Origin of the sequence: Paraburkholderia sp. BR10882 (assembly GCF_040948855.1) — a bacterium.
Lineage (GTDB): Bacteria > Pseudomonadota > Gammaproteobacteria > Burkholderiales > Burkholderiaceae > Paraburkholderia > Paraburkholderia nodosa_A.
The window spans coordinates 438571-452737 of record NZ_JBFPKP010000001.1; the positions used below are offsets into that span (position 1 = coordinate 438571).

A 14167-nucleotide genomic window follows, 5' to 3' on the forward strand; every position below is an offset into this window, starting at 1 on the left:
GTTCCTCGTTCAGGCGGCCGCCGGTTGCTGGCCTGCTTGTTGGGCGACGGGTTCGAGACCGAAATCTTCAGGGAAATGGTTGAGTGCGGAGATCACGGGGTAGGGCGTCATGCCGCCCATCGCGCACAGCGAGCCGGACACCATCGTGTCGCACAGGTCGCGCAGCAGCGTGACCTGCTTTTCGGACGTGTCGCCCTTGCGGATCTTCGCGATTACCTCGACGCCGCGCGTCGAGCCGATGCGGCACGGCGTGCACTTGCCGCACGATTCGAGCGTGCAGAACTCCATCGCGTACTGGGCGAGTTCGGCGAGATTCGACGTGTCGTCGTGCACGACCAGGCCGCCGTGGCCCACGACCGCGCCAACGGCCGCATACGCTTCGTAGTCCATGGGAATGTCCCACTGGCTTTCGGGCAGATAGGTGCCGAGCGGGCCGCCCACCTGCACCGCGCGTGCCGGACGGCCGCTGGCGGTGCCGCCGCCGTAGTCGACCATCAGCTCGCGCAGCGTCACGCCGAACGCAAGCTCCACAAGCCCGCCGCGCGCGATATTGCCCGCGAGCTGAAACGGCAGCGTGCCGCGCGAGCGGCCCATGCCGAAGTCCTTGTAGAACGCCGCGCCCTTCGCGAAGATGATCGGCACCGTGGCGAGCGTGATGACGTTGTTGATGACCGTGGGCTTGCCGTACAGGCCGGCGAGCGCGGGCAGCGGCGGCTTGGCGCGCACGATGCCGCGCTTGCCCTCGAGCGACTCGAGCAGCGCCGTTTCCTCGCCGCATACGTAGGCGCCCGCACCCTTGGCCACGAACAGTTCGAAGCGCTTGCCGCTGCCGAGCACGTCGTCGCCGAGCCAGCCGGCAGCACGTGCGCGGCGAATGGCTTCTTCGAGCGCTTCGATCGAATGCGGATACTCGCTGCGCACGTAGATATGGCCCACGGTCGCGCCCACCGCGATGCCCGCGATCGTCATGCCCTCGATCAGCACGTACGGATCGCTTTCCATGACGAGGCGGTCGGAGAACGTGCCCGAATCGCCTTCGTCTGCATTGCAGACGATGTACTTCTGGTCGGCATGCGCGTTCGCAACCGTGCGCCACTTGATGCCGGCCGGGAACGCCGCGCCGCCGCGGCCGCGCAGGCCCGACTCGAGCAGCGCTTCGCAGATATCGGCGCCGGTCATCTTCAACGCATTGCGCAATCCTTCGAGGCCGCCGTGGGCGACGTAGTCGTCGGTGGAAAGCGGGTCGGTGATGCCGATGCGCACGAACGTGAGGCGCTGCTGCTTGCGCAGATACGGAATTTGCTCGACGAGGCCGACGCTGCGTGCGTGCTGGCCGCCTTGCAGGAAGCCGGCGTCGAAGAGTGCGCCGACTTCATCGGGTTCGACGTTCGCATAGCCTACGCGGCCATCGGGCGTTTCGATTTCGACGAGCGGTTCGAGATAAAGCAGGCCGCGCGAGCCGTTGCGCACGAGTTCGATGCTCGCGCCGCGCGCGGCGGCTTCGCGTTCGATGGCCTCGGCGATGGCATCCGCGCCGAGCGCAAGCGCCGAGGAGTCACGGGGAACGTAGACGCGAGTCATGCGGCCTCCTCGGTGCGCACGGTCGCGAGCGCGGCTGCGTAGAGCTTGTCGAACTTCTGCGGGGTCACTTTTGCGTGCAGCGTGCCGTTAATCATCATGGTGGGCGAGAGCGCGCATTGCCCGAGGCAATAGACGGATTCGAGCGCGACCGGGCCTTCGTGCGCGTGCGCGTGTTCGGCGTCGTGGCCGTGCTGTCGGAACCGGCAGCCGGTATGCGACTCGACGTGCTGCGCGAGCGCCTCGCTGCCCATGCTGCGGCAGGCCTCGGCGCGGCACAGCTGAACCGTGACCGGCGCGGGCGGCGCAGTGCGGAAGTGGTGATAGTAGGTGATCACGCCGTGGACCTCGGCGCGCGAGAGATTCAGCGCCTTCGAGAGCGGCACGACCGTGGACGGCGGCACGAAGCCGACTTCGTCCTGGATCGCATGCAGGATCGCAAGCAGCGTGCGGCCTGGTTGTGCGTGACGCAGGACGAGATCGTCCGGCGCGCTAACAGCTGTCTCTTCCATCATGGGGCTTCTCCTGGGCATATATGCACTTGTTATTCATAAAGTGTGCATCTATGCTGCGGTTGTCTTGTTGTCTGACCGAACAATAGGCCCGTGGAAAGGCAGACGCAATAGGAAGGAAAATTTCATAATGATCAAGGTCGAGTGCCATGCGCAGCTAGTCGTGCGCGACGCGGACGGCCGCGAGGCAAGCCTGACGGACGTTGTGCCGTTGCTTGCGCTCGTCGCCGAGGAAGGAAGCATTGCGCAGGCCGCGCAGCGTAAGGGTTTGTCCTATCGCCATGCGTGGGGCGTTTTGCGTGAAGTCGAGGAGCGCCTGGGGGGCGCGTTGATCGCGAAAGCGCGTGGCCGCGGCTCCGTTCTCTCCGAATTGGGCGAGGCTGTGCTGCGCTCCCAGCGCCTGTGCGGGGAGCGGCTGCAGGGCAACCTCGAGGCGCTGGCCAGTGAAGTGGCGAGCGACCTGAACCGCTGGCTCGCGCCCGACGCCCAGGATCTGCGCATCCATGCTTCGCACGGCTACGCGGTGGCGGCGCTCGTGACGGCGCTCGTCGCCGACCAGGTGCCCGTGGAGATCAAGTACCGCGACAGCGTCGATGCGATCACGGCGCTCGCGCGCGGCGAATGCGATCTTGCCGGCTTTCATCTACCGCGCGGCGATTTTCGGGCCGCCTGCGCCAACGCCTACCGGAGCTGGCTCGACCCGCAGCGGCACGTGCTCATCCATCTCACGCAGCGCAAGCAGGGACTCTTCGTCGGGCGCGGCAACCCAAAGCAGATCACAGGTCTCGCCGACCTCGCGCGCGGCGATATCCGTTTCGTGAACCGGCCACCGGGCTCGGGCACGCGCATGCTGATCGATCTGCTGCTCACGCGTATCGGCGTCGATCCTGAGCGCGTGAACGGTTATGCGTCGTCGGAACTCACGCATTCGGCGATCGCCGCATTTGTGGCGAGCGGAATGGCCGACGTGGGCTTCGGCGTTGCGCCGGCGGCGCACCATTTCGGGCTCGATTTCATTGAAATCGCCGACGAAGACTACTATTTCGCGTGTGATCGCGGCCACCTCGCGCACGAGCCGCTGGCGACCGTGCTCGGTTTGCTGCGCGGTGCGGGGTTCCGCGCATCCGTTGCGCAACTGGAGGGATACGATCCGGCGTCGTGCGGCGACGTGTTGGAACTCGAAGCCGCATGGGGCGGGCCGCTCGAGGGCGAGGCGCGGCCGTTGTAACAGAAGGCAATGGAATGGTCGGACTATGCTGCAGACTGAGGCGCTTTTTGTGATACTTTCAGTTTGTATTCGCTCTCACGTTTCAGATGCGCGCCCGTCGCGCCGATCGACCATGAAATTTGTCCTCAAAGTTGGTGCCGCGGCCGCAACGGCGGCAGTGTTGTTTGCTACGTTCAACGTTGCCTTTGCGCAGAATTCGCCGGGCGTGCCTGGCGGTATTCTGAGCGATCAGTTCAAGTTTAACGAGCATCCGCAGATGCAGTTCGCCGCTTCGGCGCCGTCGGCCAAGTATCAGCATGGCAAGCCGACTGCCGCACGCAAGCGTGGCGATCTGGGTGATCAGAACGGCTGTAATCTGCAGTGCCCGCAGGACAATTGATGATCACGGGGCGCACGCGAAAGTTGCGCCGCTTGTGGAGTAAAGAAAAACTCGCGAGGCCTGAACGGGCCGTCGCGAGTTTTTTTGTTTGCGCTGTGCCGGTGCGCAGCGCGACCTGGGCGAGTTCGACCTCGACGCCGGAATCTGGACGATCGCCGGCGAGCGGATGAAAGCGGGGGAACCGCATCGCGTCCCGATGGCGGTACCGGTCGGTGCGATGCTTAAGACGCTGAAAGAACTTGAGTGTCACAAGACGCTGGTGTTTCCATCGGTGCGCGGCATGGTGCTGTCCGATATGACCTTGACGGCGCTATTGCGCCGCGTGAAAGGGAAAGGCGATACGCCTCGGCGCGAGGCGACTGCGCACTGATTTAGAAGCTCGTTCAGGGATTGCGCCAGCGAAAACGGCTACGCCCGCGATTATGCCGAGCGGGCGCTCGCACACACGGTTGCGAACAAGGTCGAAGCGGCCTATCACCGCACAGACCTGCTCGAACAGCGCTACCCGATGATGGAAGCATGGACGGGGCATGTTCTCTCGTCCTGACGTAACTCGGAGGCGCGTCATAGCGCGCCGGGCCTCATACGCAAGGTTCGCGATACGGCGTCCCATAAGGCAATGGCTTCGCCAGTGGTGAGCGACCCCTTTTCGAGTTTTACAAGCTTCCCTTGAAGTTCGATCTGCCCGCCAGTGGTCAGGTCTAGCGACAGGTACGGCGTGGAAGGTCCACTCGTGGTCTCGTTGATGAAGAGCGAGAACAAGTTGCCGCGCCCGCCTCCCTCCATCCGACTTTCTGCCAGCCACTCCTCGGCCTTCATGCCAGTGAGCGCGACTGGCCCCGTGCGAACCAGATGACCGTCTGCCGCTTTTAATTCTGCGTGCATTTCAGCGCCGTCGGCTCGTTGCAGCAGGGTCGTGCTCTCGCGAATATCTGGCGTGGTCATCATGTCGAAACTCACATCTTGCATGTTGTCCCAGCCAAACTGGGCGTCCACCTCTTCGTTGCTCCCCGCAGGCGCTGGCAGAAACCCGCCTGCAAAGCACACGCCTGGCTCCGTTGGAACTTCGTCCGGTGCGCGGCCTCGCAGCTTATCCATCAGGCTGAACACCACGGCTGTTTTCTCGGGTACCTCATTCTTCACATCGAACTGCTTGACGATGGGATCATTGGTCCGGTCCGGACGGGTGTAGTCGTAGGTTTTCACCTTTAGCAAGAAGCGATAACCGCGATCCCACTTGTAGCCCTCGATATATCGTCTGTTCGGAGCTTCGTAGATGGTGCCGCGATGGACAAAGTAGTTGGTGTTATCTCCCCGTGCCTTACCAGCGGCATACAGGAACGGATACGCATCGCGGCTCGTCGTGGCTTTCAATGCCGCCTCGCGTTGCGCGACCTCCTGCCGCCAGGCGTCTTCCGTCATCGCCTTCGCCTCGATGCTGACGCCCCGTATCTTTGCGCGCCCCCATTCCCAGGCATCGCCCGGCATGTCAACCAGATAGCGGCCCACGCACCGCGTTTTCATATTCGCAGTCAGTTCAGTCACGATTTGCTTTTCCTGTTGGCTCAACGGTGCCGGCTTGTGATCGCATGCGGCAACGGTAAATATCAGGCAGGCAACAGCGAGCATTGCGCGCGTTGTCCTCATGCCTGGTAGTCCAGTGCCGTACCTTTCACGCTCTGCGCGATGCGGGTAATGGCGTGAAGCGTGAAGCGTCGGGTCGCATCCAGTTTGAAGCCTCCCTCGTGGTCGATAGCCGCAAAGGCGACACAGGCACGCACCTTGTGGCCGGGCGCGCCTGCCGAGCGCACAGGCACCGTCCCGTCGCCATGCTCGTCCGCATCCCGAAGGACAAACGTGGAATATATGGATTGCCCGTTGAGCGTCGTCTTGACCGTCTGCCCGCCGGATGAGAGGTCATCACTGCCACGCGCTCGCAGCAGGTCGGTAATGGGAGGCGTGCCACCGCGCAGGAGCGGCGGGGTTTGCTGTGTCCACTGTGACATTGCCGTACGCCCTGTGCTTGTCATCGTCGCCGTAAAAGGCATAGGTGTTGCCGTGATACTTGCCGCTGATGTCCTCGTGGAATGGCTGAACATCGCCTAGCACCAGGTCCACAAAGGCTTTCCAATCTTGATCGACGGTTTTCTTGGCGGGATCGAGCGGATTGAGCAGCGAGTCATCGCACAGCCCCCACCAGGTACCGCGTACCGTATAGATCTGGCTGTATGGATCGATGTTGCCGTCCTTGTCCGGTTGCGGCAAGGCAACGAACCGGTCACCGTCCCGAATCTGCAACCAGCCCATGCCGTAGTCCCGGCTCGGCAGCAGTTGCAGCGGGCCGGGCGCACTGCCAACTACTGCAGTCATCGCTGCAGCGGTTGGGCCCAGTGCCAGCCCTGCCATGCCGTCGGTGCCCGCCTTCATCCGCTTATACGTGGTCGCTGCGCCTGTGGCGGGCATCACGCCATGCACGATCCCGAGAACCTTGTCCCGCATCCCCGCGACTTCGGAATAGTAGCGGGCTACCAGTCCCCCCATCGAATGGGTGACGAGAATCACCTTGTCGCATCGCCAGCCGAATTTCTCTCGATACCAGGCCGTGATTTCATCGATTCGCGTTTTCAGGCGCTGCGCCGACACGGCGTTTGATTGCAGCCAGTTGTAGCCAACCGCATGCACTGGAAACTGATACCTGTACGAGAGCGCCACCTCATCGCGCTCCAGCTTTTCCAGGCCAGGCGTGACGATATGGCAAAGGCTTTCGCGCAGTCCCTTGCGCCCGTAATCCGTTGCGGCATGAGCGTCGTTCAGCGCGTTTTCAAGCCATACCAGCCACTCGCCGTAGCTCATGTACGCGACTTCGCCCCAGCCTCGACGGCGCAGTTCATCGTCGGTCTGCGCCGTACCGGGCGCGATCTTGCCGCGACCGTGGACCTGGGTTCCATCCGGATACAGAATGCGCTGGCGCAGGTCTGGACCTTTCGTCATCCAAGGCTTGACGGTAGACAGGCTGTCGAGCAGCCAGACAGGCTTCGGTTGCGTGCCGTTGGATTCCAGATTGGTGCCCATGACACCCGGCACAAAGACCACTGGAATGACCCGATCCGGCACCATGTAGCAGACTGCCGTGCTGTCGTCAGGCGCGGACATGACCGACGAATAGTGAACCGATCCGTCGTCGGCGATCTTCGGCTGGATAATGCGTTCTTGTGTAGCCAATGCAGATTTCTCCCATTTGCGAGCAGCGCACCCAGACGGGTTTCCAGCATGTGGCCTGACGCATCAGGACTGCACAGGCTGGGAGGCCGCGATGCGGGGCGATATCTCATCCCGCCTGGGACTTCTAGCGCACGGACGGCATGGACTCAATCAGACGAAGTTCGAAAGTGTGGCACCTGTTGATGGAGCTCAATGCTGGCGGCCCGGTTCAACTTTCGGTGAATGCGGCTGCGGATCGGCAAGCTCCTGGAGCCGGCGGTACACGTACTCACTGAGCGGCATCGTCACCGCGTCTACCACTACGCCCCAGTTCGGCGGCAATGAACGGTGCGACCTTCGATGGCCACGCGAGCCATGTATCGCGCGCAGCACGAAACACGTCAAACACCACGGCCTCGGCCTGCGCAAGTTCGATCAGGCTGCCTTCGCGTTGCTCGTATTGAACTTGCGCAACATCGCCGCATAGTGCTCTTTCAGGCGTAGCGCTTCCGCCAGCGGCAACATCCTAGGCAACGGGTCGATTGCGCTTCCTGCCGGGTTCTCTGCGGTCGCGTTGCCGTGTCCGCTCGCCCCGGTCTGTACGAGCCGCCAGCGCGCCTTTCGCGAGCGTGCGCCGATTCGCCTTGCGCCACGCAGCCCCGGTCATCGCCGCGTCAATCAGGCCATCTGCGCCGCGCTCAAGCGTCCCGCGTGCGAGCGCACGGCGAACCTGTTTCACATCGCAACCTGCGCGACGTGCGAATTCCGATGCGCTGATTCGTTCGCTCATGCTGTTGTCCCAGGACAAGTTTTGCACCGCGTAGCTGGTGCAATATCGCGCCTCCGCAACCCGCATTGCAATCCGGCTTGGAAGGACCCGCGCACAGGGCGGGGGTGTGCCGTCTTTTTTTCTGGCCGGAAGCGACGCCGCGCGTGTCGCCCTCGATGATGGTGTCCGCCAGCACGGTCAGGCGCTGCGAGTACGCGTCGATATCCTTTTTCGGCCCGAACATGTGTCGACGTAGGGTTGTGCGGTTCCTGCTTCGCGCAACGCCGGAGGGGCTACCCTGGCACCCGCCAAAACCTGCCAGCGCGTACCAAGGGTGTCCAAAAGGGACTTTCCCTAACCACGACATAAAAACGAGTCGCCTAGCCCCCGCCAGATGATGGGCCAGAAAAAAGAAAACCCCGTAAGTCTTGAACTTACGGGGTTTTATCGTCAAATTCTGGTGGAGCCGGCGGGAATCGAACCCGCGTCCAGAAGCAGTCCATAACCAGTTCTACATGCGTAGTTCTGTCGTTTGATTTAACCGGAGCGACGCGGACGAACACGCTGCGCTACGGCGATTCACTGGATTTTCGACCTTGGCGTCGTGACGCCACCAAGGCTTAACTGACGTAAATGACCTCTGGCGGTATTGCTACCGGTCTTGCGACGCTAGCCCGTCAGTGAGCCAGGCAGAGGACGGCGGCCCTTAGGCTGCCAGTGCGAACGTATCGTCGTTTGCAGTTACGTTTTTCCCATTGATTAACGAGGTGACGGGTCCTCGGCATGCCCTGATTACTTCATAACCCCTGTCGAAACCAGGTCGGCCCCAGAGGATGAAACAATTATCCCATAGTTCGCCATATGAGGCGAACCGTGCCCGGTTCAAGGGCGCGCGGGGCTCTTCGCGATCAAAAGCCGCTGTAGCACCGCCTCAGGCCGCCTTGCCGATGTGCTGAAGCAGGGCGAACAGTGCCGCCGTGGTGTCCGCGACATATTGCGCGTCCCACTGCGAGGGCGGTACGTCGTTGCCGCAGTAGCCGTAGGCGGCGGCGATCGTCGCCATGCCCGCCGCGGCGCCCGCCTGCACGTCGCGCAGATCGTCGCCGACATAGACCACGCGCTGCGGCGCGATGCCGAGCGCCTCGGCCGCGTGCAGCAATGGCGCCGGATGCGGCTTGGAATAGGGCGTCGTATCGCCGCTCACCACGCAGCTAGCGCGCGTGTCCAGATGCATCAGTTTCACGAGCGGCTCGGTGAGACGGGCGACCTTGTTGGTCACGATGCCCCAGCGCACGCCGCGTGCGTCGAGGTCGTCGAGCACCGCATCGATACCGGCGAAGAGCGCCGTCTCGATGCGCAGATTCGCCTCGTAGTTGGCGAGAAACTCCTCGCGCATCGCGGCGAACTCGCGATCGTCGGGGCCGATCCCGAACGCGCCGCCAATCAGGCCGCGTGCGCCCGCCGAAGCGAGCGGACGCAGCTTCTCGAGCGGCGTGGGCACGAGACCGCGCGCGTGGCGCATCTGGTTGACGGCGGCGGCGAGGTCGGGGGCCGTATCGGCGAGCGTGCCGTCGAAGTCGAACAGCACGGCGTCGCAGGCGGCAAGCGCTGCGGCGCTCTCCGCGGCAGGTTGGGCGTTCGTGGGTGAATTCATGTCTGGAAGCGATGGCGCGGCGCGCCGGTGTGCAGGGAATGCCGCCGGAGCAGGGTGATCCGGCGGCGCCGCTCGCGCAAGAGCCGTCAGGCGCCGCGCCGGCAAGCGATCATGTAATTGACGCTGGAGTCGTTCGACAGCGCGAAGTGCCGCGTGAGCGGGTTATACGTGATGCCCTTGATCTCGGCGACGTGCATGCCGGCGTCACGCACGAACGCGGCAAGCTCCGAGGGGCGGATGAAGCGCGCGTAGTCGTGCGTGCCCTTGGGCAGCATCTGCGCGATGTATTCCGCGCCGATCACAGCGAGAAGATACGACTTCACGTTGCGATTGAGCGTCGAAAAGAACACCCAGCCGCCAGGCTTCACTAGCGTCGCGCAGGCCTTCACGACTTCGGCGGGCTGCGGCACGTGTTCGAGCATTTCCATGCAGGTCACGACGTCGAACGACGCCGGTTCGCGCGCGGCGATCGCTTCGGCTGCGATCAGCTCGTAGTCCACCGTCACGCCGCTCTCGAGGCTATGCAGGTCGGCCACGCCGAGCGCCTCGCGCGACAGGTCGATGCCTTTTACGGTTGCGCCGAGTCCCGCCATCGATTCGGAAAGGATGCCGCCGCCGCAGCCGATGTCGAGCACGCGCCTGGAAGGCAGATGCGCATGGCTGTCTATCCAGGCGAGGCGAATGGGGTTGAGTTCGTGCAGCGGCTTGAATTCGGCGTTCGGGTCCCACCAGCGATGAGCGAGATCGCTGAATTTCTGCAGCTCGTGGGGATCGGCATTCGTCATGTCGTGGCAGCCTGAAGCGCGGTGCGGGTCGGAAAGAATAAGCCCAGAGTATACAGGCGGGTGCACAGGGCAGCAAAATGCCGCGCCGTGCCGTCAGGCTTTCCGGAGCGATGACGCCGCGCGCAGACAGGCGAAATGAAAGAAGGATAAAGCGCGGGATAAAAAAAGCCCCGCCGAAGCGGGGCTTTTGAGACTTGCGGTCGAGCGCTCGCGATTACTGCTTTTGCGTGCCGACGACTTCGACTTCCACGCGACGGTCCGGTGCGAGGCAGGCGATGAGAGCCTTGCGGTTCTTCTGGTTGCAGCCCGTCGTAACCGGGTTGCGCTTGCCCTTGCCTTCCGTGTAGATACGCTCTGCCGGAACGCCCTTGCTGACGAGGTACGACTTGACGGCTTGCGCACGGCGCAGCGACAGACGGTCGTTGTAGGCGACCGAGCCGATACGGTCGGTGTAGCCCGTCGCGACGACGACTTCGAGGTTCAGAGCCTGGATCTTGCTTGCCAGGTCGTCCAGCTTTTCCTTACCAGCCGGCTTCAGGATGGCCTTGTCGAAGTCGAACAGGGCGTCAGCCTGGTACGTGATCTTCTGGCTGGTGATGGCCGGCGGCGGCGGAGCGACCGGCGGCTGCGGTGCCTGGGCGACCAGGGCGCCATCGCACTTGGCGTTGGCGGTGGCCGGCGTCCAGAATGCATCGCGCCAGCAAAGCTCGTTCGTGCCGTTCATCCACACGTATTCGCCGGTACCATTCACCCAGTTGTCATTGACGGCTTGTCGCGACGCCGGCACCGATTGTGCCTGAGCGGATGCAGCCACAACTGCGGTAGCTGCAATGAACGCGAGCTTTGAAAGTTTATTCATATTTCTCCTCTCGAAATTGAGATTACCGCAGGTTTACTGCGAGCCATATGACGAAGACAAGTCATACATTGCTCGAAGTATAACATTGGCAAGTTGTGGGGAACGCTTTGCGTTGTGTAGACTTCGAGCAGTGTCTAACTTTGTGCGTTGGCATTTTGCCATATCGTTCCCCTCCGACGATAAAAAAAATCCGCCCCTTTCACTGCTGCTGGTCGAACGTGGTACGCCCGCAACAAAAAAGTTCCCTTAATTTTACCTGGTATTGCGCCTGGGTAGCGGGAGCGTCACACATTGTCATCCAAATCAGTGGCGATGCATCTGATTCCGGTTCGCACTGCGGCGTTTGCGCCACGCTCAAGGCGCTTTTGAGCCCTTCGGCTTCACTCCTCTAATAGGTATACGCAGGCGGCGGGCGAGGGTGTCGTGCATGGTAGAATCGCGTGATGCGCTGCGTCCGCGGCGTCCATGCGACAGCTGGGCGTCCCGCGGTGACTGCGGCGACCTCCGCTCTACAAGTTGGGGCGAGGCGCTAGCACACCGCGTGCCCAAATAAGACATCGATAATGGATCAATTCGCCAAAGAGACTCTGCCAATCTCCCTCGAGGAGGAAATGCGCCGCTCGTATCTCGATTACGCGATGAGCGTGATCGTCGGGCGAGCACTTCCGGATGTTCGTGACGGCCTGAAGCCTGTCCACCGGCGCGTGCTCTACGCAATGCACGAGCTGAATAACGACTGGAACCGCGCTTACAAGAAGTCGGCGCGTATCGTCGGCGACGTAATCGGTAAGTACCACCCCCACGGCGACACGGCTGTCTACGACACGATCGTGCGGATGGCGCAGAACTTCTCCCTGCGCTACATGCTGGTCGACGGCCAGGGTAACTTCGGCTCCATCGACGGCGACAACGCCGCCGCCATGCGATACACCGAAATCCGCATGGCGAAGATCGGCCACGAGCTGCTGGCCGACATCGACAAGGAAACGGTCGACTTCGGGCCGAACTACGACGGCAGCGAGAGCGAGCCGCAGATCCTGCCGGCGCGCATCCCGAACCTGCTCATCAACGGTTCGTCGGGTATCGCGGTCGGCATGGCCACGAACATTCCGCCGCACAATCTCAACGAAGTCGTCGACGCGTGCCAGCATCTGCTGAAGAGTCCGCAGGCAACGATCGACGAGCTGATCGAGATCATTCCCGCACCCGATTTCCCGACCGCCGGCATTATTTATGGCGTCGCCGGCGTGCGCGACGGCTATCGCACCGGCCGCGGCCGCGTCGTGATGCGCGCGGCTACGCACTTCGAGGAAATTGATCGCGGTCAACGCATGGCGATCATCGTCGACGAACTGCCGTATCAGGTGAACAAGCGTTCGCTTCTCGAACGCATTGCCGAGCTCGTCAACGAGAAGAAGCTCGAAGGCATCTCCGATATTCGCGACGAATCGGACAAGAGCGGCATGCGTGTCGTGATCGAGCTCAAGCGCGGCGAAGTGCCCGAGGTCATCCTCAACAATCTGTACAAGGCGACGCAGCTGCAGGACACGTTCGGCATGAACATGGTCGCGCTGGTGGACAACCAGCCGAAGCTGCTGAACCTGAAGGAAATGCTCGAGCATTTCCTCTCGCATCGCCGCGAAGTGCTCACGCGTCGTACGGTGTACGAGCTGCGCAAGGCGCGCGAACGCGGCCACGTGCTCGAAGGTCTCGCCGTTGCGCTCGCGAACATCGATGATTTCATCGAGCTCATCAAGGCCGCGCCCACGCCGCCCATCGCGAAGCAGGAGTTGATGAATCGCTCGTGGGATTCGTCGCTCGTGCGCGAGATGCTCACGCGCGCGGAGCAGGACAATGCGGCGGCAGGCGGGCGCGAAGCCTACCGTCCGGAAGGGCTGAACCCGCAATATGGTATGCAGGCCGACGGCCTCTACCGTCTGTCCGACACGCAGGCGCAGGAAATCCTGCAAATGCGCCTCCAGCGCCTGACCGGCCTGGAGCAGGACAAGATCATCGGCGAGTACCGCGAAGTGATGGCGCAGATCGCCGACCTGCTCGACATCCTTGCGCGCCCCGAGCGCGTAACTGTCATGATCTCCGACGAACTCACCTCGATCAAGAGCGAATTCGGCGACGCCCGCCGCTCGAAGATCGAGATGAACGCCACGGAGCTCAACACCGAAGACCTGATCACGCCGCAGGACATGGTCGTGACCATGTCGCACGCCGGCTATGTGAAATCGCAGCCGTTGTCGGAATATCGCGCCCAGAAGCGCGGAGGTCGCGGCAAGCAGGCGACTTCGATGAAGGACGACGACTGGATCGACACGCTCTTCATCGCCAACACGCACGATCACATCCTGTGCTTCTCGAATCGCGGTCGCGTGTACTGGGTGAAGGTGTATGAAGTGCCGCAGGGTTCGCGCAACTCGCGCGGCCGTCCGATCGTCAACATGTTCCCGCTGCAGGACGGCGAGAAGATCACGGTCGTGCTGCCGGTCAAGGAATTCTCGGCCGACAAGTTCGTTTTCATGGCCACGGCGCTGGGCACGGTAAAGAAGACGCCGCTCGAAGCCTTTAGCCGCCCGTTGCGCAAGGGTATTATTGCGGTCGGTCTCGACGACGGCGACTATCTGATCGGCGCCGCGATCACCGACGGCGAGCACGACGTCATGCTGTTCTCCGACGCCGGCAAGGCGGTGCGCTTCGACGAGAACGACGTGCGTCCGATGGGCCGCGAAGCGCGCGGCGTGCGCGGCATGCAGCTCGAAGACAATCAGCAGGTCATCGCGCTCCTCGTGGCGGGCGACGAGCAGCAGTCGGTGCTCACCGCGACCGAGAACGGTTATGGCAAGCGCACCCCGATCACGGAGTACACGCGCCACGGCCGCGGCACGAAGGGCATGATCGCGATCCAGACGTCGGAGCGCAACGGCAAGGTGGTTGCGGCCACACTCGTCGACTCCGAAGCGCAGATCATGCTGATCACCACCACGGGCGTTTTGATTCGCACCCGCGTGTCGGAAATTCGCGAAATGGGCCGTGCAACGCAAGGTGTTACACTCATCAGCCTTGACGAAGGTACGAAGCTTTCCGGACTGCAGCAGGTCGCCGAAGCGGACGCAGAAGTGGACGCCGAAGGTGAGGGCGAACCGGGCGAAGGCGAAGAGTGATGCGTCATCCTGGCCCGCACAAGCGTGTT

13 protein-coding genes and 1 other RNA gene are annotated in these 14167 nt (G+C 62.6%); 4 read left to right on the forward strand and 10 right to left on the reverse strand.

The window, feature by feature from the left end:
- Positions 1 to 9 precede the first annotated feature (9 nt).
- Positions 10 to 1581, reverse strand: coding sequence for a formate dehydrogenase beta subunit (locus tag AB3X99_RS01995; protein ID WP_368605534.1), 1572 nt, complete (start codon positions 1579 to 1581; stop codon positions 10 to 12).
- Positions 1578 to 2090: an NAD(P)H-dependent oxidoreductase subunit E gene (locus AB3X99_RS02000; protein ID WP_069262945.1), complete on the reverse strand. Its 513-nt coding sequence runs from the start codon at positions 2088 to 2090 to the stop codon at positions 1578 to 1580. Before AB3X99_RS02000 ends, AB3X99_RS01995 begins: the two co-directional genes overlap by 4 nt.
- A 130-nt stretch (positions 2091 to 2220) precedes the next feature.
- Between AB3X99_RS02000 and AB3X99_RS02005 the strand changes: the two genes are divergently transcribed.
- The 3 genes from AB3X99_RS02005 to AB3X99_RS02015 all read left to right on the forward strand — a co-directional run bounded on the left by AB3X99_RS02005 (position 2221) and on the right by AB3X99_RS02015 (position 4067).
- Positions 2221 to 3318 carry a substrate-binding domain-containing protein gene (locus AB3X99_RS02005; RefSeq protein WP_069262648.1) on the forward strand — a complete coding sequence of 366 codons (1098 nt, stop codon included), beginning with the start codon at positions 2221 to 2223 and terminating at the stop codon, positions 3316 to 3318.
- A 112-nt stretch (positions 3319 to 3430) separates the two neighbouring features.
- Complete coding sequence (locus AB3X99_RS02010; protein WP_069262647.1) at positions 3431 to 3697, forward strand: hypothetical protein; 267 nt, start codon at positions 3431 to 3433, stop codon at positions 3695 to 3697.
- A gap of 88 nt (positions 3698 to 3785) precedes the next feature.
- Positions 3786 to 4067: a hypothetical protein gene (locus tag AB3X99_RS02015; RefSeq protein WP_368616003.1), complete on the forward strand. Its 282-nt coding sequence runs from the start codon at positions 3786 to 3788 to the stop codon at positions 4065 to 4067.
- 194 nt (positions 4068 to 4261) lie between these two features.
- Here AB3X99_RS02015 and AB3X99_RS02020 read toward each other — a convergent pair whose 3' ends face one another.
- From AB3X99_RS02020 to ompA, 8 genes are all read right to left on the reverse strand, one after another.
- Positions 4262 to 5326 carry a T6SS immunity protein Tli4 family protein gene (locus tag AB3X99_RS02020; RefSeq protein WP_368616004.1) on the reverse strand — a complete coding sequence of 355 codons (1065 nt, stop codon included), beginning with the start codon at positions 5324 to 5326 and terminating at the stop codon, positions 4262 to 4264.
- 14 nt (positions 5327 to 5340) lie between these two features.
- On the reverse strand, positions 5341 to 5703 hold the full coding sequence (locus tag AB3X99_RS02025) for a hypothetical protein (RefSeq protein WP_368616005.1): 363 nt from the start codon (positions 5701 to 5703) through the stop codon (positions 5341 to 5343).
- Positions 5618 to 6919 (reverse strand): esterase/lipase family protein, encoded by a 1302-nt coding sequence (locus tag AB3X99_RS02030; protein WP_368616006.1) that lies wholly within the window; start codon positions 6917 to 6919, stop codon positions 5618 to 5620. The genes AB3X99_RS02025 and AB3X99_RS02030 overlap by 86 nt, the downstream gene beginning before the upstream one ends.
- Positions 6920 to 7424: 505 nt before the next feature.
- A complete protein-coding gene (locus tag AB3X99_RS02035; protein ID WP_368616007.1) occupies positions 7425 to 7688 on the reverse strand; it encodes a hypothetical protein in 264 nt (87 codons plus the stop codon).
- Between the two features lie 437 nt (positions 7689 to 8125).
- Positions 8126 to 8495, reverse strand: a transfer-messenger RNA (tmRNA) gene (ssrA, locus tag AB3X99_RS02040).
- 103 nt (positions 8496 to 8598) lie between these two features.
- Positions 8599 to 9321 (reverse strand): HAD-IA family hydrolase, encoded by a 723-nt coding sequence (locus AB3X99_RS02045; RefSeq protein WP_069262646.1) that lies wholly within the window; start codon positions 9319 to 9321, stop codon positions 8599 to 8601.
- A gap of 86 nt (positions 9322 to 9407) precedes the next feature.
- Positions 9408 to 10106: a bifunctional 2-polyprenyl-6-hydroxyphenol methylase/3-demethylubiquinol 3-O-methyltransferase UbiG gene (gene ubiG / locus AB3X99_RS02050; protein WP_069262645.1), complete on the reverse strand. Its 699-nt coding sequence runs from the start codon at positions 10104 to 10106 to the stop codon at positions 9408 to 9410.
- A 214-nt stretch (positions 10107 to 10320) separates the two neighbouring features.
- The gene (gene ompA / locus AB3X99_RS02055; protein ID WP_042260999.1) at positions 10321 to 10965 is read right to left on the reverse strand and encodes an outer membrane protein OmpA; all 645 of its coding nucleotides are present in this window, start codon (positions 10963 to 10965) and stop codon (positions 10321 to 10323) included.
- A gap of 563 nt (positions 10966 to 11528) precedes the next feature.
- Between ompA and gyrA the strand changes: the two genes are divergently transcribed.
- Positions 11529 to 14138, forward strand: a complete 2610-nt coding sequence (gene gyrA, locus AB3X99_RS02060; RefSeq protein ID WP_368616008.1) for a DNA gyrase subunit A — start codon at positions 11529 to 11531, stop codon at positions 14136 to 14138.
- The last annotated feature ends 29 nt before the right edge of the window (positions 14139 to 14167 follow it).